23 protein-coding genes are annotated in these 25,557 nt (G+C 46.3%); 10 read left to right on the forward strand and 13 right to left on the reverse strand.

The features are described 5' to 3' along the window. Positions 1 to 4: 4 nt before the first annotated feature. Both AC2UZJ_RS04105 and AC2UZJ_RS04110 read right to left on the reverse strand, forming a co-directional pair. A complete protein-coding gene (locus tag AC2UZJ_RS04105; RefSeq protein WP_486948843.1) occupies positions 5 to 568 on the reverse strand; it encodes a lipoprotein insertase outer membrane protein LolB in 564 nt (187 codons plus the stop codon). Next, positions 565 to 2,364: a tetratricopeptide repeat protein gene (locus tag AC2UZJ_RS04110; RefSeq protein WP_486948844.1), complete on the reverse strand. Its 1,800-nt coding sequence runs from the start codon at positions 2,362 to 2,364 to the stop codon at positions 565 to 567. Before AC2UZJ_RS04110 ends, AC2UZJ_RS04105 begins: the two co-directional genes overlap by 4 nt. A 58-nt stretch (positions 2,365 to 2,422) precedes the next feature. On the opposite strand from AC2UZJ_RS04110, the gene mutM reads away from it, so the two are divergent. Beyond that, a complete protein-coding gene (mutM, locus tag AC2UZJ_RS04115; RefSeq protein WP_486948845.1) occupies positions 2,423 to 3,301 on the forward strand; it encodes a bifunctional DNA-formamidopyrimidine glycosylase/DNA-(apurinic or apyrimidinic site) lyase in 879 nt (292 codons plus the stop codon). Here mutM and AC2UZJ_RS04120 read toward each other — a convergent pair. Together AC2UZJ_RS04120 and AC2UZJ_RS04125 are read right to left on the reverse strand one after the other, a co-directional pair. Further along, the gene (locus tag AC2UZJ_RS04120; protein ID WP_486948846.1) at positions 3,220 to 3,939 is read right to left on the reverse strand and encodes a phosphatase PAP2 family protein; all 720 of its coding nucleotides are present in this window, start codon (positions 3,937 to 3,939) and stop codon (positions 3,220 to 3,222) included. The two genes, mutM and AC2UZJ_RS04120, sit on opposite strands and share 82 nt — an antisense overlap. A 1-nt stretch (position 3,940) precedes the next feature. Continuing rightward, positions 3,941 to 5,350, reverse strand: a complete 1,410-nt coding sequence (locus AC2UZJ_RS04125; RefSeq protein ID WP_486948847.1) for an FAD-binding oxidoreductase — start codon at positions 5,348 to 5,350, stop codon at positions 3,941 to 3,943. A gap of 73 nt (positions 5,351 to 5,423) precedes the next feature. Here AC2UZJ_RS04125 and AC2UZJ_RS04130 point away from each other — a divergent pair, with 73 nt between their 5' ends. Continuing rightward, on the forward strand, positions 5,424 to 6,806 hold the full coding sequence (locus tag AC2UZJ_RS04130) for a phosphomannomutase/phosphoglucomutase (protein ID WP_486948848.1): 1,383 nt from the start codon (positions 5,424 to 5,426) through the stop codon (positions 6,804 to 6,806). Here AC2UZJ_RS04130 and AC2UZJ_RS04135 read toward each other — a convergent pair. From AC2UZJ_RS04135 to AC2UZJ_RS04165, 7 genes are read right to left on the reverse strand one after another with little or no spacing between them, the layout of a single operon-like run. Then, entirely contained in the window at positions 6,789 to 9,185 is a 2,397-nt protein-coding gene (locus AC2UZJ_RS04135) for a glycosyltransferase (protein WP_486948849.1), read from the reverse strand. The genes AC2UZJ_RS04130 and AC2UZJ_RS04135 overlap by 18 nt on opposite strands. Then, positions 9,182 to 10,312, reverse strand: coding sequence for a glycosyltransferase family 4 protein (locus tag AC2UZJ_RS04140; RefSeq protein WP_486948850.1), 1,131 nt, complete (start codon positions 10,310 to 10,312; stop codon positions 9,182 to 9,184). Before AC2UZJ_RS04140 ends, AC2UZJ_RS04135 begins: the two co-directional genes overlap by 4 nt. Before the next feature lie 10 nt (positions 10,313 to 10,322). After that, entirely contained in the window at positions 10,323 to 11,432 is a 1,110-nt protein-coding gene (locus tag AC2UZJ_RS04145; protein WP_486948851.1) for a glycosyltransferase family 4 protein, read from the reverse strand. A 5-nt stretch (positions 11,433 to 11,437) separates the two neighbouring features. After that, a complete protein-coding gene (gene murJ / locus AC2UZJ_RS04150) occupies positions 11,438 to 12,790 on the reverse strand; it encodes a murein biosynthesis integral membrane protein MurJ (RefSeq protein ID WP_486948852.1) in 1,353 nt (450 codons plus the stop codon). Then, positions 12,790 to 13,830, reverse strand: a complete 1,041-nt coding sequence (locus AC2UZJ_RS04155) for an SDR family oxidoreductase (RefSeq protein ID WP_486948853.1) — start codon at positions 13,828 to 13,830, stop codon at positions 12,790 to 12,792. Before AC2UZJ_RS04155 ends, murJ begins: the two co-directional genes overlap by 1 nt. 22 nt (positions 13,831 to 13,852) lie before the next feature. After that, a complete protein-coding gene (tviB, locus tag AC2UZJ_RS04160; RefSeq protein ID WP_486948959.1) occupies positions 13,853 to 15,127 on the reverse strand; it encodes a Vi polysaccharide biosynthesis UDP-N-acetylglucosamine C-6 dehydrogenase TviB in 1,275 nt (424 codons plus the stop codon). A 32-nt stretch (positions 15,128 to 15,159) separates the two neighbouring features. After that, on the reverse strand, positions 15,160 to 16,293 hold the full coding sequence (locus tag AC2UZJ_RS04165) for an MraY family glycosyltransferase (protein WP_486948960.1): 1,134 nt from the start codon (positions 16,291 to 16,293) through the stop codon (positions 15,160 to 15,162). A gap of 145 nt (positions 16,294 to 16,438) precedes the next feature. Here AC2UZJ_RS04165 and AC2UZJ_RS04170 point away from each other — a divergent pair, with 145 nt between their 5' ends. After that, on the forward strand, positions 16,439 to 16,624 hold the full coding sequence (locus AC2UZJ_RS04170) for a 4-oxalocrotonate tautomerase (RefSeq protein ID WP_486948854.1): 186 nt from the start codon (positions 16,439 to 16,441) through the stop codon (positions 16,622 to 16,624). Between the two features lie 6 nt (positions 16,625 to 16,630). On the opposite strand, the gene AC2UZJ_RS04175 is transcribed toward AC2UZJ_RS04170, so the two are convergent. Further along, the gene (locus AC2UZJ_RS04175; RefSeq protein ID WP_486948855.1) at positions 16,631 to 17,539 is read right to left on the reverse strand and encodes a LysR family transcriptional regulator; all 909 of its coding nucleotides are present in this window, start codon (positions 17,537 to 17,539) and stop codon (positions 16,631 to 16,633) included. Between the two features lie 87 nt (positions 17,540 to 17,626). Here AC2UZJ_RS04175 and AC2UZJ_RS04180 point away from each other — a divergent pair, with 87 nt between their 5' ends. Next, positions 17,627 to 18,514, forward strand: a complete 888-nt coding sequence (locus tag AC2UZJ_RS04180) for a 2-hydroxy-3-oxopropionate reductase (protein ID WP_486948856.1) — start codon at positions 17,627 to 17,629, stop codon at positions 18,512 to 18,514. Between the two features lie 332 nt (positions 18,515 to 18,846). Here the strand turns inward: AC2UZJ_RS04180 and coq7 are convergent, their stop codons facing one another. Further along, entirely contained in the window at positions 18,847 to 19,572 is a 726-nt protein-coding gene (coq7, locus tag AC2UZJ_RS04185; protein WP_486948857.1) for a 2-polyprenyl-3-methyl-6-methoxy-1,4-benzoquinone monooxygenase, read from the reverse strand. An 89-nt stretch (positions 19,573 to 19,661) separates the two neighbouring features. On the opposite strand from coq7, the gene AC2UZJ_RS04190 reads away from it, so the two are divergent. The 6 genes from AC2UZJ_RS04190 (at position 19,662) to glnH (ending at position 25,553) form a co-directional block, all read left to right on the forward strand. Next, the gene (locus AC2UZJ_RS04190; protein ID WP_486948858.1) at positions 19,662 to 20,084 is read left to right on the forward strand and encodes an OsmC family protein; all 423 of its coding nucleotides are present in this window, start codon (positions 19,662 to 19,664) and stop codon (positions 20,082 to 20,084) included. A gap of 7 nt (positions 20,085 to 20,091) precedes the next feature. After that, entirely contained in the window at positions 20,092 to 20,904 is an 813-nt protein-coding gene (locus AC2UZJ_RS04195) for a thymidylate synthase (RefSeq protein ID WP_486948859.1), read from the forward strand. Positions 20,905 to 20,931: 27 nt separating this feature from the next. After that, entirely contained in the window at positions 20,932 to 21,453 is a 522-nt protein-coding gene (locus tag AC2UZJ_RS04200; RefSeq protein ID WP_486948860.1) for a dihydrofolate reductase, read from the forward strand. Next, positions 21,446 to 22,588 (forward strand): methionine aminotransferase, encoded by a 1,143-nt coding sequence (locus AC2UZJ_RS04205; RefSeq protein WP_486948861.1) that lies wholly within the window; start codon positions 21,446 to 21,448, stop codon positions 22,586 to 22,588. The genes AC2UZJ_RS04200 and AC2UZJ_RS04205 overlap by 8 nt, the downstream gene beginning before the upstream one ends. 62 nt (positions 22,589 to 22,650) lie before the next feature. After that, positions 22,651 to 24,789: a BCCT family transporter gene (locus AC2UZJ_RS04210; RefSeq protein WP_486948862.1), complete on the forward strand. Its 2,139-nt coding sequence runs from the start codon at positions 22,651 to 22,653 to the stop codon at positions 24,787 to 24,789. Beyond that, positions 24,789 to 25,553: a glutamine ABC transporter substrate-binding protein GlnH gene (gene glnH, locus AC2UZJ_RS04215; RefSeq protein ID WP_486948863.1), complete on the forward strand. Its 765-nt coding sequence runs from the start codon at positions 24,789 to 24,791 to the stop codon at positions 25,551 to 25,553. The genes AC2UZJ_RS04210 and glnH overlap by 1 nt, the downstream gene beginning before the upstream one ends. Positions 25,554 to 25,557 lie beyond the last annotated feature (4 nt).

The following is a 25,557-nucleotide window of genomic DNA, read 5'->3' on the forward strand; positions in this document are numbered from 1 at the left end:
AATACTAATAATCAACCACTACACGTACAGAAATATTTTGCTGCGCTTGATTACGGTACATTTGTAATAGACGAGGCCCCTGTTCATCATAACGTTTTAAATTAACTCGCCAGTTATCTTGTTGAAAATAGCTGGGTTGGCCATTTTCCTGCTGTAAACCGGTGGTGGGTCTGGAGCCCGTTTGGCCCCGTAACCAATCACGCATGCCTTCTACTGGAATCATATAACCTAGTAGTTGCTCAACTAAGGCATCAGGGGAGCTAGCGTATTCAACTTCACCATTCGGATACTGCAGCGCAGCACCTTGCGATGTAACAAGCACCCGCGCCAATACCGTGCCCATGGGGTTATTCAAATCTAGCTGCAATTGCTGTGGGCTTTCTTCCCACTGGAATCCACCTTGCACGGCATCTTTTGTACCGTCTGCTGCATCTACACTTAGAGCAAAACGCCCAATGCGAGAAAAAACATCATCTTCTGCGCTAATTTGCGTCGTAGGTTTAGGTGCTACAGCACAGGCAGTTAAAGCCACAGCTCCGAATATAGTCACTGCCAATCTTCTCATCATGGCTTAACTCCAAATCGTTCCATTACGCGCTTTAGGCTATGATTAGCATTATCAGATTGCCAGGCATTTCGCCAGACTTCTATGGCTTCGTCTTTACGCCCTTTAGCCCAAAAAACTTCCCCCAGATGAGCTGCTACCTCTGCATCCGGTAACTGCTCATAGGCACGCATTAGGTATTCTAAGGCCGCTTGATAATCGCCTACTTTATACAGATACCACCCTACACTATCTAAGATGTAGGGGTTATTGGGTTCTAATTCTAGGGCTTGCTCTAATAAACCTTGTGCTTCATCTAGGTTTATTTCTTGATCCACAAAAGTGTAGCCTAATGAGTTGTAAGCATTCGCATTATGGGGCTGTAAGGCGATCACCTCACGCAACAAAGGAATTAAATCGTCGTTTCTGCCCTGACTAGCGTACAACATAGCCAAATCATATTTAATCTCAGGTGTGTCTGGTAACTCTTTATTCGCACGCTCAAGCACCTTCACTGCTTCATCAGTACGACCAGAATCCCGTAAGATAGAAGCTCGGGTTAAATCTACCACCGCTTGGTCTCGCTTAGCTAAGACGCCTAGACGGTCTAAAGTGCGATTGGCTTTTTTTAAATCCCCTAATCGAGCCTCTAACACTGCTCTATGCACCTTGGCTTGAAACTCAAGGGCGGGCTCTTCAATTAAATCCAACTGTCGTATAGCCTCATGCAAATTGTTTTGCTTTTCTGCTATTTGCACCAAAGATAATCGGGCATCGGAAATATTACCTAAGGAGGTCGTGGTCCCATCTGGCAAACTTTGTCTGCGCTGGGAATGTACGTCTATATATTGATTTAATAAAGTGATTGCCGTTTCAAAACGCTCAGCTCGTATGTTGATTTCTGCCTCGGTAAATAGCAAATCGAAATCTTCTGGGTTGATGGCCTGCATCTGATTGAGCTGCTGTAAGGCCTGATCAAATTCGGACAAATTAACTAAGCGACTAATCAACAAAAGCGCCACATCTCGTGAGTCTGGATTCTCTTGGGTAAACTGCCGTACCTGGGCTAATACCTGTTCTTGGTCTATATCCAAACCATATTCCAGCACCCGTTCTATGGCCATTTCTGAATTTGGCTCTTGTTTGAGAGCCGCTCTTGCCTCTTGCAAAGCGCGCTCAGGATCTCGTGCTGACCAAGCAATATCCGCTAAAGCTAAGTGACTAATAGTCAGCTTTCTCACCTCAGCCGGTAAAGACTGCTCAAGCACATCTAGGGCTAAACGGCTATCTACCATTTTACTAATAATGCCCATGGCCTGAATGATGGCTTGCTCTTTATCAGTAGCTTGATCAATACGCTGGTATAGTGTTCTTGCTAAACCTGCCGTATCTCCAGTAGAAGCTTCTAAGGCTAAGGCTGTAGCTTTGGCTTCTGGATCATTAGGAGCTAGCAAAGCCCACGTTTTAGCCGCTTCTATGCCGCGTGCTAAGTTATTATCAGCCATAGAGAACTGAAACGCGCGCTGGGCTAGACGTGGATCGGCAGTATCTTTGGCTAAACTTAAAAACACCTGACTTGCCGTATCGAAATCACCTTGCTGCACCGCCACCTCGCCCACTAAGATACGATATGTAATATCAGGGCTAGATGTAACAATAGGCACACCATCGCTACGCAGTTTTATATGCTCTACCGTCTCTAGCTCTATTATATCGGTAGCATAAGCATTGCTGCTAATGCTGCCAAGTAAAGCAGATAAAACGACTGCAGGAAATAGTAAATAATTTAAATTCATCCAAAAACCGGCGCCGTAGCGCATGAAATTAAGCCTAATGGCACAATAGAGCTACTGTACCCAATGATCTTAGCACTTCACTATGCCTGAATTACCAGAAGTTGAAACCACCCGTCGCGGAATTGCGACGCTTATGCCCCAACACACCTTGCGTCAATGCATTGTGTATGAACCGCGGATGCGTTGGCCCATACCGCCTAATATGGCGGAACTGATTAACGGACATCAAGTGTTAGCCTGTGAGCGTCGTGGTAAATATTTACTGCTACGCTTTGCTCATGGCTACCAAATAATCCACTTGGGTATGTCTGGCTCCTTACGTAGGGTGGCCTTTGATGCGCCACGTCTTAAACACGATCATGTGGAGTGGGTGTTTGATCACGCCCGCTTTTTACTTAACGACCCTAGACGCTTTGGCGCTGTGCTTTGGCACGACAATAAAGACGGCCCCCTACTACAACATCGCTTATTAGCTAATTTAGGCATAGAACCCTTTAGCCCTGAGTTTACCCCAGACTATCTATTTGAACAGATAGCAAATAGAAAACCTGCCATTAAATCGGTTTTATTATCGGGTAGATTCGTGGTGGGTGTAGGCAATATTTATGCCTCTGAGTCTTTATTCAAAGCGGCCATAGACCCTACCGCCCCGGCAAACACCTTAAGTAAAAAACAGATAAAAAAGTTACATGCTGCAATTGTGGAAACATTACAACAGGCCTTAGATGCAGGTGGCAGCACGCTACGTGATTATCTCAATGCCTCTGGGGAGGCGGGGGCCTATTTTGACTTACATGCCCAAGTCTACGGCAAAACGGGGCAGCCTTGCCCCCGTTGTGCTACACCCATTGAACGCATGGTACAAAACCAACGCGCTACTTATTTTTGCCCGGAATGCCAACAAGTAGGACTGATTAACCCAGCTCGTGTTAACAACGGCAAAAACCATAAGCTCGCATAAAGCCAAACCACCGCTGCAGCCCATAATACTTGGCTTAACGTGTGATAGCCTTGCATAATACGCAAATAGCCAAAAAACAAACCGGCCAGTAGAGCAGCGACTAAACCGCCCCAGCGCAAAGTCGGGCTTTGTTTTATCCAGCCTATGTAATAGAAAGCCACTAAAATAAAGCCACAAGTGGCATGTGCACTAGGTAAAGCCCCACCCCCATTGGCAAAACCACTAGCCCAAAAAGACTGCGGTAATAATAGCTCACCCCCAAAGCGCTCTAAGTACATAGGACGAGGCATGGCAGTAAACTGCTTCAACCCCCACACTAACCAAGGGGCGCTAAAAAAGAACCAGGACACGCGCCAATATAAAGATCGCATCAGGGGTGTGGACTGTGGCATGGCTTTTAACCCCCAAAGCACCGCGCCCCCCCACGGTATGAACCAAATCAAGTATTTACCAAAAATATAAATCAGTGGCTGCTTAAAATAGGGGAAGCTTTGAGTATTGACATCAAAATAGAATGCTGACAAGGCTAAATCGGCATCTTGATGCTGCCACCAGCCAGCTAAGAGCGCTAACAAAACAAACAGCAAAGCGCTATGTAAACTGTAATAGCGCCCCCGCGCCGAATTGAAAAAACACATATTACTTGGCTAACAACACATTGGGATTCATGATGTTTAGGGGGTCTAAAGCCTGTTTAATCTGGCGCATAAGTGCCAGCTCAACGGGATCTTTATATTGCTCTAGCCACTCACGTTTTAATTGCCCCACCCCATGCTCAGCACTGATCGTGCCATGGAGTTTATGCAACTGATCAAACACAATTTTATAAATGGCCGCCTCAAAGCTCATCAGTTCGTCTTCGGAATACACTCCAGGAGCCACGTTATAGTGCAGGTTTCCATCACCTAAATGACCAAACACAATATGCTCTACTCCAGGATAAGCCTCTTGAATCAGTGCATTCGTTTCCTCTACAAACTGAGAAATGTATGAAACGGGCACACCTATATCGTGTTTAATACTTTTACCCAGCTCTTTTTCTGCTAGAGGGATGCTTTCACGCAAATGCCATAGGTCATAACTTTGGGTGGAGTTTTCCGCAATAATCGCATCCAGCACCACACCATCTTCAAGGGCTTGGCCTAGTACTTCTTCTAAGCGCTCACGTGCATGCTCTTCACTTTCACTATCGGATAACTCCAATAAAGCAAACCATGGTGACTGCGCTGACTCATCACTAAACGGCATACGTTGCTGCGGATAACAACGCACCACTGCATCTAAACAATTGTGAGCAAAAATCTCAAAACCCGTTAAGCCGGCATCAAAGCCTTGGCGTGCAATACTCAATAACTTAATAGCAGACTCTACCGAGTCTAAGGCCAATAAGGCGGTGTACTGTGCCACCGGACGCGGATAAAGCTTCAGCGTGGCAGCAGTAATAATCCCCAAAGTCCCTTCGCTACCAATCATCAGGTTGCGCAAATCATAACCCGTATTATCTTTACGTAAAGCGCGCAAACCATGCAGAATTTGCCCATCAGCTGTGACCACTTCTACGCCTAAACATAAGTCGCGCGCATTCCCATAACGCAACACCTGCGTGCCACCTGCATTAGCTGCTAAATTACCCCCAATGGTGCAACTGCCTTCTGCGGCTAAGCTTAGCGGAAAGAGACGGTTGTTTTCTGCGGCGACTTCTTGCACTTGCTGCAAAATACATCCTGCCTCTACTACCATGGTGTCGTTATCTGTATCTATGCTGCGAATGGCGTTAAGACGCTGCAAAGAAAGTAGGATGGCAGGCTGCACACTAGGTGTAGCGCCACCACACAAACCGGTATTGCCTCCTTGAGGCACAATAGCGATACGATTTGCTGCACACCAACGCACCACAGCCGCCACTTGCTCAGTGTCTGCCGGTCTAACTACAGCTAAGGCTTCACCGGTATAACGGCCACGCCAATCTGTTAAATAAGAGGCGGCCATATCACCCGTTAAAACGTGATCAACACCTACTATTTTTTGTAGTTCATTTAACTCAGTCATAATTAATAGTTAACCTTCATAAAATCAGTAATAATGAAATATCACTTCATTGAAATTTAAATGGAATCTGTTTATGTCTACTGTTTTGCCAGCCTCAGTCTTTAAGGCTTACGATATACGTGGTATTGTACCTGCTCAATTAAATGCGGACTTTGCTTTTCAGTTAGGTTATGCCTTAGGCTGCCAAGCTACTGTAGCCAAAGTCCCCGCCATTGTAGTGGGTTATGACGGCCGTCACAGTAGCCCTGAGTTAGCTGAAGCCCTTATGCAAGGCATAGAACGCGCCGGCATTAATAGCATTAATATTGGCTTAGCTCCCACGCCATTAGTGTATTATGCAGCGCACAAACTTCATACTTTATCTGCAGTCGCCATCACAGGTAGCCATAATCCACCGGAGTACAATGGTTTTAAGATGATGATGGCTGGTAAAACCTTATACGACCCAGACATTCAAGAATTACATCAGCATATGCTGAATCCCGCGGAAGTTTCTGCTGATTCTGGGCAACGCATAGAGCACCACATCACCGATACTTATATTGATGAAATACAAGCCACCGTACATTTAGCACGCCCCATGCGTGTAGCGGTGGATTGTGGGAATGGCGCGGGGGGCGCTGTGGCCAGAAAACTGTTTGATGCCTTGGGCTGCACCACAGACATTTTATTCGAAGACGTAGACGGCAGCTTTCCGAACCATCATCCAGATCCTGCGGATCCTGCAAATCTCGTTGATTTGATTCAACACGTACAAGAGCATGACTTTGAGCTAGGCTTGGCTTTTGATGGCGATGCCGACCGCCTGGGCGTAGTCACCCGCAGCGGAGAGATTATTTGGCCCGATAGACAATTAGCCCTCTATGCCCAAGACGTACTTAGCCGCAACCCCGGTGAAACTATTATTTTTGATGTTAAATGTAGTCGTCACGTGGCCTTAGCTATTGAAGCTGCCGGTGGTGTGCCTCTTATGTGGCAAACCGGACATTCCTTAATTAAAGCCAAACTGGCTGAAACCAATGCACCCTTAGCCGGTGAAATGAGCGGTCATATTTTCTTTAAGGAACGTTGGTATGGGTTTGATGATGGTCTCTATACGGCGGCTCGTTTATTAGAAATCCTATCTAAATACACGGATCCTAGCGCCGTCTTAGAGGCTTTGCCCAAAGATTTATCTACGCCTGAACTCAAACTAGAAATGGCCGAAGGTGAGCCCCACTCTTTTGTTGAACGCTTACAGAAAGAAGGAGCATTCCCCACCGCCAAGCAACGCATCACTATTGATGGCATACGTGCCGAATACGCCGATGGCTTTGGTTTGGCGAGAGCCTCTAACACCACGCCGGTGGTAGTGCTACGTTTTGAAGCACAAAACGAAGCCGCTTTAGCCCGTATACAGCAAGAGTTTAAAGGTGCTCTGTTAAGCCTAAACCCAACGCTAACGCTGCCTTTTTGAAGCTAAATAACCATATAAGCGCAAATGGGAATCAATGACCGTGTTGATATCAAAGGCGCGCTCGGCCAAATCGCGCCCAGCACGGCCAAAGCGTTGTCGTTTAGCTGCATCTTGTGCCAATTCCAGCACGGCTGCATGTAAAGCAGTCACATCTCTAGGCGGCACCAGCAGCCCGGTCACATTTGCCTCTATGGCATCACGACAGCCCGGTACATCGGTGGTGACCACGGCGCGTCCGCACGCCGCTGCCTCAATCAATGATTTAGGCAGCCCTTCTCTGTAGGAGGGCAGTACTGCTATATGTGCCTGTTTATAAAGCGCAGCCACATTGTCTTGCTCCCCTAGCCACTGCACTACGCCAGCTTGGTGACACTCCATAATTTGCTCACGAGTAAGACTAGCGGGATTGCCGGCGTCTGCACTACCGGCAATTTGCCACACAATACCATCGTTATTTTGATGACTAATTTGCGCTGCAGCGATAAATTCCTCAACCCCTTTGTCTTTCAGTAGTCGAGCCACCATCAAGGCGATTACAGGTGGTTGTGCGGGCTCTTTGCTAGAGCTAAACGCCTGTAAGTCCACGCCAGAGCCGCGTATCATCACCACTTGTTCAGCTCGCACCACCCCCGCTTGCTGTAACACCTCTTTATCGCTGTTATTTTGAAATACCACGCGACTATGAGGATGATTTAGCGCAATTTTATACAGTTTTAAGGCTATTTTTTTTATAAAACCACCACGGCTATCCGTGAACAAATAGCCCAGCCCAGATACTGCAGCTAAAAACCCAGGTACCTTTGCCATGCGGGCGGCAATGCCACCATAAATAACGGGCTTAATGGTAACGGCATGTACTACTTGTGGCTTTAAGCGCTTTAATAATTGATACATAGCCCACAGGCTACGTAACTCTTTGAAGGGATTTTTGCCACTACGGCTTAATGGTAAAGCATGATGCGTAAACCCTTGATTACGAATACGAGCCACCGCTGGCCCACTCATCGTGGCCACATGTACATTAAAACCGGCTTTTTGTGCCGCTAGAGCCAAGGGCAAACGATGTGACATGAAAAAGGCGGGGTTATTCACCAAATAGAGCAGCACAGGGGCTAAAGCAGGCTGAGCCGTGAGTTCTGTAGATAAATGGGCTGCCGCTTTATTCGTATGCGTCCTGTTAGGCGTATTTGTGGATTGATAATGCGCATTATCTGCCATATCGTGCCAGAGCTCATCATACTGGCTAACCATGCTCTCTAAACTATAAAGGCGTGAAATACGCTTAGCACCAGCCTCTAAACGTGCTGGTAAATCGGAGTTATGCAATAATTCTAAGGCTTTTTCTATGCCCCCAGCTAAGGCTTCAGCATTGCGTGGAGGGACGACTATGCCCTCTTCACCCACAATTTTAACGGCATCTCCTACATCGGTGACTACACACAAAGCGCGTGACACCATGGCCTCACAAACCACATTAGGAAACCCCTCTGCTTTACTAGAGAGCACGTGAATATCTGCAGCCGCCATAATGGCAGGCACATCATCTCGGCGTCCAAGTAAAATAACGTGATCCGTTAAGTTATATTGAACAATTAAACGCATCAACTCCGCATTACTACTATCTACGCCTTCGCCCACTAATAAACAACATATATCTGGATGGCTGCGCTTAACTCTCCCTAAAGCCGCCAATAAATTGGGGTGATCTTTTAAAGGATTCCAACGTGCCACGGAGACTAGCAAAGGGGTTTCGTCCTTAATGCCAAGCTCATGACGTAACTGCGTAGCCGCCTCCAGATCTGGCTGCCAACGGCTCAAGTCATAACCATTGGGTATAACTTGTACTTTATCGGCATCGTAGCCCCAGTGTTTATGCCTGCGCGCTGCATTATCGGCGCAAGCCACAATCACTTCAGGCACATACGCTGATAAACGCGCACAAAGCCAAGCAATGGAACGCGCACTTAAGCTGCTTTGATGTAGATTTTCTCCAGAGTTACGTATGCCCCAAGCTACTGCCTTTACCCCGGCACTACGTGCTATCAATCCACCAATTAAATCCGCATGATACATCCACGTTTGCACTACATCGGGCTGTATTTGCTTAATTAGCTTACGTAATCGCCAAAGCCCACGCAGTATTCCAAAAGCACCGCGCATTTGTAAATCGTGCACTATTACGCCAGCCGCTTGCAACCGTGGGCCAAACACCCCTAAACCATGCATGGAAATCACCACATGCTGTGTGGAGCGTAACGATTGCGCCGTGACTAAGCGGTATAGAACTGCTTCAGCACCACCTTGACCTAACCCAGAGATAATATGCACTACGGTGGGTACAGACGTAGTGCTCGGTATTGTTAGCGCAAGCTCTGTCATGCCGATCCCTGTTTAAAATTAACTAATCCTGACTGTCTAAACACTTGATCCCACCGCTCCAACACCGCTTCCATGCCATAACGCTCGCGTACCGATATGGCAGCGCGTTGACCTAATACTCCACGCAAACGGGGATCGCTCATTAATTCCTCTAAGGCGGCCACTAAAGCATGCTCGTTATTTAACGGTACTAAGGATGCATCTCGCCCATTATTAGAAATATCACGTGGCCCACTAGGACAATCAAAACTAATACAAGGTAAACCTAAGGTCATCGCTTCTAGCAATACATTGGGAAAACCTTCATACGCTGAGGTTAATACAAACAGCTGCGCTTTTGAGAGAATTTCCCAAGGTGTATCAGTACGACCAGGGAAAAAGATACGATCTTTAAATCCAACTAATTCGGCGCGTTTTTGTAATTTTTCTAGCTCCGGCCCCTCACCATAAATATGTAAAGACCAATTAGGATAAGCTTCAGCCACCAAACCAAAGGCACGTACTAATTGATCAAACTGCTTAGCAGGAACTAATCGCCCCATCGCCACAAGTTTACAATTCTCAGTTTTTTCTACTACTTGATTGAGTGGCATGAGCTGTAAAGGGGCAGGAATTGGATTAGGAATTACAGCCAACTCTCCTAAATTAGGTTCTGCTGCCGAAAAGGCCGTGGCCGTATCTTGAGTTTGCACAACCACACGAGTAGCACGAGGATACAGCTTAGTGCGCAGCGAGCGTAATTTTTTATTTGCACTTTGGCTCACCAGCGGATTAGTACGCTCACACACTATTAAAGGAGTGCTCACACCTCGCAATGCCATCAACACATTCACATTAACATTCGTTAAGAACGAAACCACCACATCCGGTGCAAACTCTTGGTGCATTTTGCGTATGGCGCGTAATTTTTTTAGAGGCATTGGTAAAGGCGGAAACCAAGACATAGCATGCACCAAAGGGGCAAACTGCACATCATCAGCTAATTCATAGGCACTACTGTCCGAACCTAAATGAGTGGTAACCAAACGAACTTGATCACCACGTTGCACCCAGGCATTCGCTAAGCTCGCTGCCACGCGCTCAGCACCACCGGTATTCATAGAGCTAACAAAAAAAAGTATTTTCACGCTCAGTCTACTATTTATCTAAAGGAGGCAATAAACGCTCCCATTGCGCCATTACACTGGGAACAGAGAAACGATCTCGCACATCAATAGCACGACGTGCTAGGGCCATACGTTTTAACGGCCTAGCCATTAAATCTGATAAGTGTGCCGCTAGGGCTTCTGTATTTTCTGGCGGGTTAACCAAAACACCATCAATATTATCGCGGATAATTTCACGGGGCCCCGTATCACAATCCATGGCAACTACTGCTACACCTGAAGCCATGGCTTCTAAAAGTGTATTAGATAAACCTTCTGCCCGTGAGCTAAGCACATACATATCGGCACTTTCATACCATTCATTGATATTACCCACTCTGCCTACTAGTGTAATACGTCTTGTTAACTGAGCCTCATCTATTTGTTTTTGCAAGGCAACGCGTTCATCCCCTTCTCCTAAAATCATTAGATCCCAATCAGGAAAATAGGGGGCCACCACTGCAAAAGCACTGATTAAAAGGTCAAACCCTTTTACCGGATGCAATCTGCCCACAGCAAGTAAGCGTAAACGCTCGCCTTTATCTGGTACTGCTACTAAAGGCTGCTGTTTCTCTAAGGGCCAACGCACCGCATTAGGAATCACCGTTACTTTAGAGCCGGGGATATGGTCACGTATCCAGCGTGCAGTACCGCCAGTTAGGGCAATTACCGCATGGGCACGTGGATATGCCCAGCGTCGTAAACGCAACCAGGCTTCGGGTAGCTTTTGCTGTGGGGGATGCGTGTGTTCTGTTACCAGAATTCTACAATTTAACCCTTGGGCTGCCATCACAGACAAAATAGAAGCTGTAGTCATCATGCCCAATATGCAATCCACTTCATGCTTTTTAATCAATCTGCGTAAGCGTCGCATACGGCGCCAGTTTGCTATGGCCCCCCGCAACCCTCCGCCGGTCTCATGCGCTAAACCAATCACATAACGGTTTACCCCCTCAGGCACTTTATACGCATCCGTTTTCTTTGACATCTGCGTAACTAAACTCACCTCATAGCCTAAACGGTGCCAATAAGCAGCTAAGTCTACCGCCACACGTTCAGCTCCACCGCCTCGTAGCGAATGGATAACAATCATAATATGCATAATTTCTACTTAGGATCTGGAGTTTTAACGTGTAAAACTGCAGGCTTCATTGCCACTAAAAAATAACAAACAAAGGAAGAGGCGTACATGCAGCTGGTGGCCAGCATAATGCCATGCACACCCATTTTAGGCGCTAAATAACTATTCATCACCGCTTTTACTGCAAAGTTAGCAACGGCTATAGCCGCCATTAGAGCATAACGTTTTTGGCTAGCCAGTAACTGCACTAAAACCAGCACCCCAAAATAAAAAGGCAACTGCACTAAACCCCAACGTAATACGGAACTCACGCGTGCAGTATCAGCGGCGTCAAAAGCACCTCGCTCATACAATAAACCCACACCCAAAGGAGCTAACCAAGCTGCTAGAGCAGCTATAAGCAAACCAACCGCCACCATCATCCAAGCCCACTTCAAGGCAATTGCCCGTGCCCTTACAGATTCATCTCTACGCATTACATCTGCTAACACGGGTAAGGCAGCACGACCTACAGAAGCGGCACCTACGCCTAACATTAAAGAAATAAAACGGCTGGCATAGCCTAAGGTGGCGTTGGCATTATTCCCTAAGGAAGCGGCTGTATATTGATCTATAGGCCCCACAAAGCTCATAGCAATTTGACCTATCAACATAATCCCTGCCGCCTGCGCTAAGGCCGGCCATTGCTCGGCACTAAAACGTAAACGAGGCCGCCCCCAAAATCCATCAGCACGCTGCGCTAGGTAGTATAAGCTGCCTGATTGCACCACATACCCGACTAATGTACCCCAGAGCAAGGGCCACACGCCTTGATCGGGCCCCGCCGCTAAAACAAATAACAAAATACTAAAGGCAGGCACACTATCTAATAAGGTATTGATGTGACGCTCATGCGCCCGTAAACGAGCCGCTTGCAAGCCCGTCAATAGAGTAAGTACCGCTGCAGGTGCAAAAGCCCAAATAAGCTCGGCACTCATGCTTTGGACTTCGGGGTTTAAGCCTTTGCCGGCAAAATGCATTACCCAAGGCCATGCTACCCATAGCACTCCTGCTAATATCACTCCCAACAGTAACATTAAGCCCAGGAGTTCATTAATAAAACGCTGCCTAGTAGATAAGGTATGATCTTTGGCATAAACCAAGACCGGAATGAGCACCACAGAAAACACACCAACTAGCGTCACAGGGATCCAGTTGGCCATCACCATGGTGAACTGATAGGCATCCACCACATCGCTAATGCCGTACCTATAAGCCACGGCCATTTCTTTAAAAGCACCCGCTGCTTTACCTAACAGTAAGAAAAAGGCGACTCTAAAAGCCGCCCTTGCAATGCGCTGGTGGTCTGAATGCAGACGTTGGAGCCACTTAGCGATCATTAAGTGCTCTCAGACAAAAAACGCACATACCATGGCATGGCTTCTTTTAAGCCTTTCTCCATGCTGTATTGAGGGGCGTAGCCTAAGAGTCGCTGCGCTTTCGTGATATCTGCTTGCGAATGCCGCACATCACCGGCTCGAAAATCGGCATGGACCACCGGTTTTTGGTAGAGCACATTATTATTTGCTAGTCCTGCTTTGAGGAGAGCAAATAACTGATTGAGGTCAGTACGCGCATTCACGGCCACATTATAAACCTGATCACGCGCTTCATTAGAAGCTAAAGCCGCTAACACATTCATTTGTATTACATTTTTTATGTAACAAAAATCTCTACTGGTTAAGCCATCACCGTTAATAATCACCTCTTGATCACGCATCATGGCGCCTATCCATTTAGGAATTACCGCTGCATACGCGCCATCAGGTGTTTGACGTTTACCAAATACATTAAAATAACGCAGCCCTATGGTTTGAAAACCATAGGAGCGTGCAAACACGTTGGCATAAAGCTCATTAACGTACTTAGTTACTGCATAGGGTGATAACGGATTACCGATAGTATCTTCCACCTTAGGTAGAGCAGGATGATCACCGTATGTGGAGCTAGAGGCGGCATACACAAAGGCTTGCACACCTGCATCACGTGCTGCTACCAACATATTTAATTGACCGGTAATATTAACGCTGTTTGTGGTGATAGGGTCTGCTAAGGAGCGCGGCACCGAACCCAAGGCGGCCTGATGCAATACATAATCCACACCTTTACAGGCTTGATGGCATGTATCCAAATCACGTATATCACCTTTTATGAAAGTGAAATTTTGCCACTTGTTGCTGCCTACGGTTTGCTCTACTTCGTCTAAATTGTATTGAAAACCCGTAGAGAAATCATCCAAACCCACCACGGTTTGGCCATGCGTCAACAAAGCCTCTAAAAGATTAGAGCCGATGAAACCCGCACAACCCGTAATCAACCACTTTTTAGGCGCTGTCTCTAACTGTGCCCAAGTCTTATCAATCGCTAAGGTGTTTTGCATAAACTGCCTTTATTGTTTTATTTTATAATCGCAAATCAGACTCAGTACGGTCTAACACATATTTAAGATCATAGAGCACATGCGTTTCTTTACCAAAGGAACGTATTTTTTCTGCGCCCATGGCTTTAAACTCCTCATGGCCCACGGCTAATACTACGGCATCATACTGCCCCACCTCAGGCGCTACTACGGGCTCAATGCCATACTCGGCCTTAGCGGCTGCGGCATCTATCCATGGATCATAAATATCAACACTCACATTGTATTCAGCTAACTCATGCACAATATCAATAATGCGAGTATTGCGTAGGTCAGGGCAGTTTTCTTTAAAACTAAAACCGAGTAACAACACGCGCGAACCTTGCACTTGGATGCATTTTTTCATCATGGCTTTAACAAGCTGGGAGGCCACATAAGCTCCCATGCCATCGTTTAATCGACGGCCCGCTAAGATGATCTCTGGGTGATAGCCTATAGATTGTGCCTTATGCGTTAAATAATAAGGGTCTACGCCAATACAATGTCCGCCTACCAACCCTGGACGGAACGGTAAAAAGTTCCACTTGGTCCCCGCCGCCTCTAATACGTCTAAGGTATCTATGCCTAATTTGTTAAAAATCAGCGTCAGCTCATTAATAAGCGCAATATTGACATCTCGTTGGGTGTTTTCAATGACTTTAGCGGCTTCTGCTACTCGTATAGAAGGTGCCATATGGGTACCTGCGGTAATGATTTCTGCATATAAGGCATCCACTGCTGTGGCCACCTCAGGCGTAGAGCCAGAAGTCACTTTACGTATATTGGGTAAGCGATGCACTTTATCACCCGGGTTAATGCGTTCCGGGCTATAACCAGCAAAAAAATCCTCATTAAAGCGTAAACCAGAAATACGCTCTAAAACCGGCACACAATCTTCTTCGGTGGCCCCTGGATAAACGGTGGATTCATAAATAACCACATCACCACGCTTTAATACTTTACCAATGGTTTCACTAGCACGAATTAACGGCGTTAAATCGGGGTTTTTATACTCGTCTAAAGGGGTAGGTACAGTCACTATATATACAGAAGCTTCTGCCAGCTCAGACATATTACAGCTGTAACGCAAGTGCGTGGCCGCCTGCAGCTCTGAAGACTCCACTTCTAAGGTATTATCTACCCCTTCATTTAACTCGCCAATACGAAGTGGATTAATATCAAAACCCAGCACGGCTCGTTGCTTGCCAAATTCTACGGCTAAAGGCAGACCTACGTAGCCCAAACCGACGACGGCGATCTTACTATTTTTTAAATCCAACATCATTCTCCATAAATAACAGCATGGATTTGCTAAGAGTCAACATCAGAATTTGATTGCTCTCGTTTAGCACGTCTTACAGACGGCAGTAATAACCATGCCGGACTACGCCAACGCACCAAGCGGGCATAGAGCCAAATGTAACAAAAAGCAAACACCACTAGGCTTGCACTAAGCAGCCATGCATTATCCCACCAAATAGTAGCGGGCACTAAGCCAATTAACACCAAACCCCATAAATAAGGAGAAGCCATAGCGTTTGAAGTGGGTGGCACATAGCGTCTACCATTTTTAATCACGCTCACACGCACTAATCGTCTAAAAATAAGCTGATGCAAATGTAAGGAATCAGGCTGATCTACCGGCACCCCACGTTTAAACTTACGACGCCAAATAGAAAACAAGGTTTCAAACACCGGATAAAACAACACTGCTAATGCATAAAAAGGGGACACACTGGGATTACGTACTACGAGTTGTACAGCCAACTCCGCCAACATAAATCCTAGAAAATACGCGCCACCATCCCCCAAAAAAACCCGTCCAAAGGGAAAGTTCCAAGCTAAAAAACCTAAGGTTGCTGCCGCTAAAGAAATAGCAATGAGGAAAATAGGAAAATCCTGTACCTGTAAAGCCACTAAGGCAATAGACACGGCCATCAGTAAGGCCACCATGCCTGCTAGGCCATTAATGCCATCAATAATATTTAGGGCATGGGTGCACCCGCCCACGGCAATCATAGTAAACAGTAATGAAACAGGCCAAAAAGCCAAGATCCAATCTGCCCATACAACCCCCACCCTAGACACGCCCCCCAGCAACCACCAAGCAATAGCCGCTGAAGCAAAAGCCGCTAAAAGGCGTTTTAAGGAACCCACATCTTTAGTGATGTCTTCCACTAAACCGGCTACAAATACGGGTAAGGCCGCTACAAACAACACGGGCCAAAGCCAGGTTAACGTCATGTTACTGGGGCCTAATACTAACAAGCCTGCTAAACTGCCCGCTAATATCGCTAAACCTCCTACACGAGGAGCTGGGCGTAGGTGAGAGGCCTGTGGCTTAGACATATCGGTGTCGCCGGTTAAACGGCCATGCCATCGTTCAGACAGCACGATTAACCCTCCCACCAAAAAGGCGACAACGGCTATGTACAAGGTCATCAAATAATCCCAAACCGGAACGGTATTCACTACACGCCTCACTCAAAACAATCTAGTCATTATGACCTAAATTTGTAACAATGCCGTCTCATAGCCACGCTAAAATGCTACTAAACATGTATTTTTTACTCTTAAAGGAATAATAACCATGCCAATTATCACTATAGACTTATTTGAAGGCCGTGATACAGACACAAAACGCGAACTCGCAGAGCGCTTAACGGCTGAAACCTGCAAGACCTTAGGCTGTAAGCCAGAAGCCGTGCATATACGTTTTAACAATGTGAAACGTGAAGACTGGGCCACTGCAGGTATACTTTGGTCTGAGAAATAACCGTTATTAGCCCTGCTCCCAATAGCCGGGCTGATTATAAATCTCACGTAAATACTCACTAAAAACACGTATTTTAGCGGGTAAGTAGCGCTGCTGCTGGTATACCGCCTGTATGTCATAGTCTTGAATAGCGTATTCATCCAATACCGTAACCAGCTCACCTCGTTTTAATTCACTTTGTATTTCCCAAGTAGAGCGCCAACCTATACCCCAGCCTTGCTTCACCCAATTATAAAGCAGCTCTCCATCATTACAGTCTAAGTCACCCTGAACTCGCACTGAAAAAATACGACCATCACGTAAAAATGTCCAACCATGTTGCTGCCCTCCTTCTTGGTTAAACGCCAAACAGTTATGCGCGGCTAAATCTTCAGGCTGTTGAGGTGTACCGTACTGTGCAAAGTAATCAGGCGTACCACACACCACGCGCTGATTTGGATAAAGACGCAAAGCGACGTAATTAGGATCATAAACTGCCCCTACCCGTATCGCCATATCATAGCCTTCCTTCACCAAATCAATCACACTATCGGTAAAGTTAAACGATAAGCGCAAGTCGGGATAATGCTTTTTAAATGCCAACACATGAGGGGCCACATGCTGTCTACCAAAAGATGCCGGTGCAGACACCACTAAATGGCCCCGCATAGCGCCTTGCTGATAACGAATGCTGGCTTCAGCCGTATCAAAATCATGTAACAATTGCTTGCATTGTTCTAAAAACTGCTCGCCTAAATCCGTTAGTGTCAGACCCCGTGTGGATCTATGCATTAGCCGTACGCCTAACCGTTTTTCTAAGGCATCTAAGCGACGCCCTAATATAACGGGGGTCACACCTTCCACCACGGCGGCAGCCGCAAAGCTACCTTTTTCAGCAACCAACACAAAACTGCGTATTTCGGTATAACGACTCATAGCTCTTTTGAAATTTCATCTAGAATGAAGGATTAAAGCTGATTATATAGCTAACATTGCAGCGCAACATTAATTAGGAGACCCTACATGGAAAAAATCGCATTTATAGGTCTGGGCATTATGGGAGTTCCCATGTGTCTACACCTGCTCAAAGCAGGCCACACTGTTTTTAGCAATACTCGTAGTCAAACTCATCCCCGCATTATTGAAGCCGGTGCCACGGTATGCGCTAGCCCACGTGAAGCGGCAGAGCAAGCCGACATTATCATTATGATTGTGAATGACACACCAAACGTAGAGCAAGTGTTATGTGGTGAGGATGGTGTTTTAGCAGCAAATCTGAATGGCAAGGTAGTGGTGGATATGAGCACTATCTCTCCATTAGCCACTAAATCCTTCGCCGCTAAAGTCATCGCGGCAGGAGGAGATTATTTAGATGCCCCCGTCTCTGGTGGCGATGTGGGGGCCGAAGCGGCCTCACTGAGCATTATGGTGGGTGGGCAAGAAGCCAGTTTTGCACGCCTACTCTCGGTGTTTGAGTGCATGGGACAAAACATTACCCATGTGGGCGAAGTGGGCAGCGGCCAAATTGCGAAAATGGCCAATCAAGTGGTAATAGCGCAAACCATACAAGCAGTGGCTGAAGCCTTAATACTGGCCTCTAAAGCGGGGGCTGACGCTGAGAAAGTGCGTCAAGCGTTGATGGGTGGTTTCGCTAACTCTAGGATTCTAGAGGTGCATGGTAAACGCATGACATCAGGCTCTTTTGCTCCCGGATTTAAAGTGAATTTACACCAAAAAGACATGACAAGCGCTTTGAATACAGCGCGCGAACTGAGCGTACCTTTACCTGGTGCAGCCGGCTCTCAGCAATTACTCAGCAGCAGTATAGCGCAAGGTGATGCGGAGTTAGATCACTCTGCTGTAGTCAAAGTATTGGAACAGTTAGCTAATCACCGCCTTCAAAACGATTAAAATTAGGCAAAAAAGACAAAAAAAACCCAAGATCTAATAAAAGATCTTGGGTAAATCCACCAAAGGAGGAGGGTGGAGGAGACAACTGGGGCATGCGGGGCTACCAAGGGTTTTCCTGAGCCTGTGCATTAATAAAAACTAGGGTTATTACTGTTGTAATTTTTATTTAATGCCTTTCCACATCCAATGAATCTAGTATATAAACTATTTTGCTGCAATGCAAGGGCAAAAAGCATTTTTATGCTTATTTTGTAGCTTTATAGCAAAAATTTTCTGAAAAAACTAGAAAAGTCATTAGGAATAAACCCTATAGATGATAACCCGTATCCTATTTAAAAGCGATAGGCAGTGGTTGTCATCACTTTAGACATAATACGCATGGCTGTTTTTACGGGAAAAGGTAAATCACGCGCACCGTGGCTTTCAGCCGTCATACGGTGCTCAATTTCATCCAAACGCATTTGCTCTACAATTTGACGCGAACGCTGATCTTGTTCGGGTAATGACACTAAATGACTATCTAAGTGCTGCTCGACTTGACGCTCGGTTTCAGCCATAAACCCTAAGTTATACGGCGTACCCGCTTTACTCGCAATTATACCAAGACCCAAAGAAGCCGCATACCAAAGCGGATTTAACACACTGGGACGGCTCCCTAATTCTTTAAGGCGGTCATCGCACCACACTAAATGATCTACCTCTTCACTAGAAGCCTCATACAGTAATTTTTTAATGGACTCGTCTTCCGTCATTAAAGCTTGGCCACGATACAAAGCTTGAGCGCACACCTCACCTACGTGATTCACTCGCATCAACCCCGCTGCATGTTTGGTCTCCGATTCATTTAACGACTCGTCTTTTTGGGTAAGAGGCCTGCCTGCTGGGTTAGGGCGAGAGGCTTGAGCGGAGCGGCTTAATACATTTAACGCATGGCCTACCTCTGTTAAGACCGCATCAAACAAAGATGGTCTGCGTACAAACTTAGGTGGCGTGGGCACCACCGCTAAGGCGGTAGACCTTGAGCCTGTGCCTGTATGTGTATTTATATCTGTAGTCATTATTATCCCCTTATTCTCTCAATGTAGAACGGTACTACTGCTTGTACAATAGCTCTATTGTATATGACAAAAAACAAAGGAAACTTATCATGGAATGCACAGTTAATTGGAATCATAATAATGGCATGCTCTTTGTGGCCAGCACGGGTAGTGGGCACGTTACCGTTATGGATGGTGCCGTAGAAGGTGGCGGTAATGACAGCGCACCCCGCCCTATGGAAATGCTCTTAGCTGGCACAGGTGGCTGCGCTGCCTACGACGTAGTACTCATACTAAAGCGTGGCCGTCATGCCGTTACAGACTGCAGCGTCAAACTAGAAGCCGAGCGCGCCGACACCGAACCCAAAGTATTTACTAAAATCAATTTTCATTTTGAAGTCACCGGTAAAGATTTACCCGAAGCGGCAGTTGAGCGCGCGGTAAAACTTTCTCACGAGAAATATTGCTCAGCCAGTGCCATGTTAGGCGCCACTGCAGAAATGACTTACACCATTAGCACTCGTCAAATCTAGGAACCACATGCCAACTACTACGAACACCAATCAATACGAAAGCCTAATGCGCTTAGTGTACGAGCAAGGCACAGAAAAAACTGACCGCACGGGCACAGGCACGCGTTCTATTTTTGGTCATCAAATGCGCTTTGATTTGAACCAAGGCTTTCCCTTAGTCACCACAAAAAAATTGCATACACGCAGTATTTTCATAGAGCTGCTCTGGTTTCTACAAGGCAGCAATAATGTGAAATGGCTACATGAGAACAACGTCACTATTTGGGATGAATGGGCCGATACAGACGGCAGCTTAGGGCCTATTTATGGTGTGCAATGGCGCTCTTGGCCTACGCCGGAGGGTGGCCACATAGATCAAATCTCACAGATCATAGAGCAAATTAAAAGCAATCCCGATTCACGTCGTTTAATTGTGTCTGCGTGGAATGTGGCTGACATTCAAAATATGGCTCTGCCCCCTTGCCATGCTTTATTTCAATTTTACGTGGCCGATGGCAAGTTATCGTGTCAACTCTACCAACGCAGTGCCGACATTTTTCTAGGCGTACCCTTTAATATTGCCAGCTATGCCTTGTTAACTCACCTGGTGGCGCAGCAGTGTGATTTAGAAGTGGGGGAGTTTATTTGGACGGGCGGCGATTGCCATCTCTACAGCAATCACATGCAACAGGTGCAAGAGCAACTAAGCCGGGAACCTCGCCCCTACCCTACATTACATATAAAACGTAAGCCAGACAGTATTTTTGACTATAACTACGAGGATTTTGAAATCTCTGGCTACGACCCACATCCTCACATCAAAGCCCCAGTTGCGGTCTAAAAGAAAAACAGAAAGGAAAAAACATCTATGCCAAAACTCCGTATGGTAGTGGCCTATTCCACAAATCGTTGTATAGGCAAAGACAACGATCTGCCTTGGCGTCTACCTAAAGATTTAGCGCATTTCAAAGCAGTGACTATGGGTATGCCAATTATTATGGGTCGTAAAACATGGGAATCTTTAGGCCGCCCCCTACCAGGCAGACCCAACTTGGTTATAACGAATAATGCTGATTACCAAGCAAAAGGCGCTAGTCTTTACCCCAGCTTAGAAGCTGCTATTGCTGCGTGCGCAGAAGCTCCCACTGCTTGCATTATTGGCGGCGAACAAATCTTTACGCAAGGCTTAGCTTATGCCCATGAAATCATTGCAACTGAAGTGCACGCGCACGTAGAAGGTGACACGTTTTTCCCAGCGCTTCCCCCTAATTGGGTAGAAACGGCTCGCGAGCCGCAGCCAGAGGAAAATGGTTATCAATACGACTTCGTCACTTACAAAAACAATCATACTAATGCCAATGCCTATACCAATACCAATACCAATGAATAATATACAAAGTAAATTACCCCAATTACGCCCTAATATTTTTTCTCATATGGCTGGTGTGGCCGCTAAATATAAGGCGGTAAATTTAGCCCAAGGCTTTCCCGACTTTCCTTGCGCGCCAGAGCTAGTGGAACTGTTGCACCACTACGCCAAAAAAGGCGTAAACCAATACGCCCCGGGCCATGGCATTCCCGCGTTACGCCAGCAAATCAGTGAATACCTGCTACGCAGAGATCAGCAAGCTTACGATGCCAACAGTGATATCACCATTACGGCAGGTGCTACTGAAGGGTTGTTTTGCAGTATTGCTGCCCTCATTAGGGCCGGCGATGAAGCCATTATCTTAGAGCCGGCTTATGACACTTACGAGCCCACTATTGAACTCTTGGGTGGGGTCGTTAAACCCGTGCAACTGCTGGCTCCGGAATTTAAAATTGACTGGGAGCAGCTCAAGGCCGCGATTAGTCTCAAAACAAAAATTCTTATACTCAACACTCCACATAATCCCAGCGGTACAGTTTTGAGCGCTGAGGATTTACAGCAACTGGCAGAAATACTGGCTGATACCAAGATCATCGTTATTAGCGATGAAGTGTACGCCGATATGGTGTTTGCACCGCTACAACACCACAGTGTTTCTACGCTCCCCGCATTAAAAGAACGCAGTATTGTGATTGGCTCTTTTGGCAAAAGCTTTCATATTACGGGCTGGAAAGTGGGCTTTTGTGCAGCGCCTGCTTACCTCACGGAGGAACTGCGTAAAATCCATAATCTCACCACTTTTTCTGTGCATACGCCTTCGCAGTTTGCCTTAGCAAAACTGATGGAAGACCCAGCACATATTGCTGCTGTAGCACCTATGTACGCAGAAAAAAAGGCTTATTTTTTAGAGGGACTTAAAACCAGTGCGTGGCAATTCTTGCCTAGCCAAGGCAGTTATTTTGTCACGGCAGATTACAGCGCCATCAGTAATTTGAATGATATGGATTTTTGCCATTACTTAGCCAAAGAGCGAGGTGTAGCCGCGATTCCATACAGCGCCTTTTATAAAAACCCACCAGAAAATCAACGCCTAATACGCTTTTGTATTGCTAAAGAAAGGCAAACTCTGGACGCGGCGATCAACAAATTACGGTAGACTTGGCCAAAAGATATTACATTTTCTAACCAACTGGGAGCAATTTATGAGGAAACCTAATTATGACCTCTAAGACAACTACCCGATCATCTACTGTACTGATTCCTGTCTTCATTCCTGCCGTTATCGTCATTTTTTTGATGCTTATCGGCACTATCAGTAATCCCAAAGCTGCTGGCGAACTGTTTTCAGATGTACTCGCCTACGTCACTAAAACCTTTGGCTGGTACTACATGTTAGCCGTGGCTTTTTTCCTAATTTTCATTGTTTCCATTACCTTTACGAAGTGGGGCAATATTAAATTAGGACCAGACCACGCCGAACCCGAATACAGCTTCGTGTCGTGGTTTGCCATGCTGTTTTCTGCCGGTTACGGGATCGCGTTGCTATTTTTTGGCGTAGCCGAACCCGTATTGCATTACGCCTCGCCGCCGGAAGGTGCGGCCCTCACCGTGGATGCCGCCCAGCAAGCCTTACAAATTGCTTTTTTCCACTGGGGTTTTCATATTTGGGCCATCTATGGCCTAGTGGGTTTGTCTTTAGCGTATTTTACCTATAGGCACGGCTTACCGCTTTCCATGCGCTCTACGCTCTATCCCATTATTGGCGATAAGATTCATGGTCCCATCGGCCATGCCGTAGACGTATTTGCTATTTTAGGTACGCTGTTTGGGATTGCCACCACGCTAGGGTTGTCGGTAGCACAAATTAATGCCGGCGTTAATTACCTCTTCCCTTCCATCCCCGTTAGCACCACAGTACAAATTACTGCCATCGCTTTAATTACCGCCATGGCGCTAGTGTCTGTGCTGGCAGGGATGGATAAAGGTGTAAAGCGATTATCTTTACTCAATATTGGTTTAGCTGTTGCGTTGATGGTTTTCGTATTTGCCGTTGGGCCTACGATATTTATCCTTGACACCTTCATGCAAAATACCGGCAATTACTTAAGCGGTATTGTAAAACGCACCTTTAATTTGCAGGCTTACACCAGTAAAGGCTGGATTGGTAACTGGACGCTATTTATTTTTGGCTGGACCATTGCCTGGGCGCCATTCGTAGGGCTGTTTATTGCCAAAATTAGCCGTGGTCGTACTATTCGTCAGTTTGTGGTGGGCGTGATGGTAGTTCCCACCATTTTCACTTTTATGTGGTTTTCCGTATTTGGTGATACCGCTTTGCATTTCATTATGGTGGAAGGCTACACGGCGCTAATTGAAGAAGTACAAAACGATAACGCCATTGCTCTGTTTAAGCTCTTAGAGCAGCTACCATTTAGTTCAGTGGTGTCTTTCTTAACGGTGTGTTTGATCATTACCTTCTTTGTGACCTCTTCAGACTCCGGCTCTTTAGTGATTGACTCCTTAGCGTCGGGTGGCGCCGCCCACACACCCATTTGGCAACGTACTTTCTGGGTGACCTTAGAAGGCTTAATTGCAGCGGTGTTATTATTGGCTGGTGGGCTTCAAGCTCTACAAGCAGCCTCTGTAGTGAGCGCCTTACCTTTCTCGATAATTATGATTATTGCCGCCATCGGTATGTGGCGAGCGCTAGTTATTGAAGGTCATCATGAAAGCAGCCTACAACAGCACATGCAAATGCGACAAAGTGTGGCCAAAACGGGAGCACGATTCTGGAAAAAACGCTTGGCTAACCTCGTTGATTTTCCTCCACGTGAAGCCGTAGAAAAATTTATTCGCACCACTGCCATGGAAGGCATGAAACGAGTGGAAGAAGAGTTGGAAGAGCAAGGCTGGGAAGCAGACGTCACTTATGATGAGAAAAACTGCCGTGCCCAATTTGAAGTGGTAAAAGAAGGTAAGCTGGAGTTTATCTATGAAATTCGTCTGCGTGGCTACGCCATGCCTGATTTTGCTTTTCCTGAAATAGAAAACACCGAAGACACCGACGATATGTATTACCGTGCTGAAGTATTTTTACGCCGAGGTGGCCAAGCCTATGATGTGTATGATTATGAGCAACAAGACGTTATTGATGATATTTTAAATCAGTTTGAGAAATACCTGCACTTCTTGCATGTTTCCCCTGGCATCTTGCCTTGGAAAATGGAAGAACATGATGATGATCTGATTGATGAAACAGAGGAAGCAGAGGTTGAGACAGCGTTTGAGGCCAAAACTAAGACTGAAAAGAAATCAGATAACACATCAAACAACACAACAATTAAGGAGATAAAATAATGAAATCAACTTCATTACTTAAAACATTGACAACCGGATTGGCTGCGCTATCTTTTGCCGTAGCCGCCTCGGTGAGCGCTAAACCATTAGTGGTGGCCGTAGATACCGCCTTTGTGCCCTTTGAGTTCAAACAGGGCGATAAATACGTAGGCTTTGATATTGATATGTGGGACGCCATCGCTGGAGACTTGGGCCTAGAGTACAAGCTGCAACCTATGGATTTCAGCGGCATTTTACCCGCACTACAAACCAACAACGTAGACGCCGCCTTGGCGGGTATTACCATCACCGAAGAGCGCCGCAAAGCCATTGATTTCTCTGATGGCTATTACGACAGTGGTTTTATATTAATGGTGGGTGTAGATAGCGATATTAAAGGAGTAGAAGACCTTAAAGGCAAAACCTTATCTCTAAAAACTGGTACCTCTGCAGCAAACTACGCCAAAGAGCACTTCACCGATACCACTTTACGTCAATTTCCTAATATTGATAACGCCTACCTAGAACTACAAACCGGCCGCGTTGATGCCGCCATGCACGACACGCCAAATGTGCTGTATTACATCAAAGAAGCGGGTCAAGGCCGCGTTAAAACCGTAGGCGAGCAAATGCTAGCGCACGAATACGGTATTGCTTTCCCTAAAGGCAGTGAGATTATTCCTCAAGTCAATGAAGCTTTAGCCAATATGAAAGCGGACGGTCGTTACGATGAAATTTATGAAAAATGGTTTGGCACTAAACCCGTAAGCTCAACTGTCAAATAAATCT

This window comes from Paenalcaligenes sp. DL 309 (assembly GCF_057475285.1).

Excerpts from the sequence above, each read along its gene's own strand:
- AC2UZJ_RS04105 (WP_486948843.1), bottom strand. The coding sequence starts at position 568 with ATGATGAGAAGATTGGCAGTGACTATATTCGGAGCTGTGGCTTTAACT.
- AC2UZJ_RS04110 (WP_486948844.1), bottom strand. The coding sequence starts at position 2,364 with ATGCGCTACGGCGCCGGTTTTTGGATGAATTTAAATTATTTACTATTT.
- mutM (WP_486948845.1), top strand. The coding sequence starts at position 2,423 with ATGCCTGAATTACCAGAAGTTGAAACCACCCGTCGCGGAATTGCGACG.
- AC2UZJ_RS04120 (WP_486948846.1), bottom strand. The coding sequence starts at position 3,939 with ATGTGTTTTTTCAATTCGGCGCGGGGGCGCTATTACAGTTTACATAGC.
- AC2UZJ_RS04125 (WP_486948847.1), bottom strand. The coding sequence starts at position 5,350 with ATGACTGAGTTAAATGAACTACAAAAAATAGTAGGTGTTGATCACGTT.
- AC2UZJ_RS04130 (WP_486948848.1), top strand. The coding sequence starts at position 5,424 with ATGTCTACTGTTTTGCCAGCCTCAGTCTTTAAGGCTTACGATATACGT.
- AC2UZJ_RS04135 (WP_486948849.1), bottom strand. The coding sequence starts at position 9,185 with ATGACAGAGCTTGCGCTAACAATACCGAGCACTACGTCTGTACCCACC.
- AC2UZJ_RS04145 (WP_486948851.1), bottom strand. The coding sequence starts at position 11,432 with ATGCATATTATGATTGTTATCCATTCGCTACGAGGCGGTGGAGCTGAA.
- murJ (WP_486948852.1), bottom strand. The coding sequence starts at position 12,790 with ATGATCGCTAAGTGGCTCCAACGTCTGCATTCAGACCACCAGCGCATT.
- AC2UZJ_RS04155 (WP_486948853.1), bottom strand. The coding sequence starts at position 13,830 with ATGCAAAACACCTTAGCGATTGATAAGACTTGGGCACAGTTAGAGACA.
- AC2UZJ_RS04170 (WP_486948854.1), top strand. The coding sequence starts at position 16,439 with ATGCCAATTATCACTATAGACTTATTTGAAGGCCGTGATACAGACACA.
- AC2UZJ_RS04175 (WP_486948855.1), bottom strand. The coding sequence starts at position 17,539 with ATGAGTCGTTATACCGAAATACGCAGTTTTGTGTTGGTTGCTGAAAAA.
- AC2UZJ_RS04180 (WP_486948856.1), top strand. The coding sequence starts at position 17,627 with ATGGAAAAAATCGCATTTATAGGTCTGGGCATTATGGGAGTTCCCATG.
- coq7 (WP_486948857.1), bottom strand. The coding sequence starts at position 19,572 with ATGACTACAGATATAAATACACATACAGGCACAGGCTCAAGGTCTACC.
- AC2UZJ_RS04190 (WP_486948858.1), top strand. The coding sequence starts at position 19,662 with ATGGAATGCACAGTTAATTGGAATCATAATAATGGCATGCTCTTTGTG.
- AC2UZJ_RS04195 (WP_486948859.1), top strand. The coding sequence starts at position 20,092 with ATGCCAACTACTACGAACACCAATCAATACGAAAGCCTAATGCGCTTA.
- AC2UZJ_RS04200 (WP_486948860.1), top strand. The coding sequence starts at position 20,932 with ATGCCAAAACTCCGTATGGTAGTGGCCTATTCCACAAATCGTTGTATA.
- AC2UZJ_RS04205 (WP_486948861.1), top strand. The coding sequence starts at position 21,446 with ATGAATAATATACAAAGTAAATTACCCCAATTACGCCCTAATATTTTT.
- AC2UZJ_RS04210 (WP_486948862.1), top strand. The coding sequence starts at position 22,651 with ATGACCTCTAAGACAACTACCCGATCATCTACTGTACTGATTCCTGTC.
- glnH (WP_486948863.1), top strand. The coding sequence starts at position 24,789 with ATGAAATCAACTTCATTACTTAAAACATTGACAACCGGATTGGCTGCG.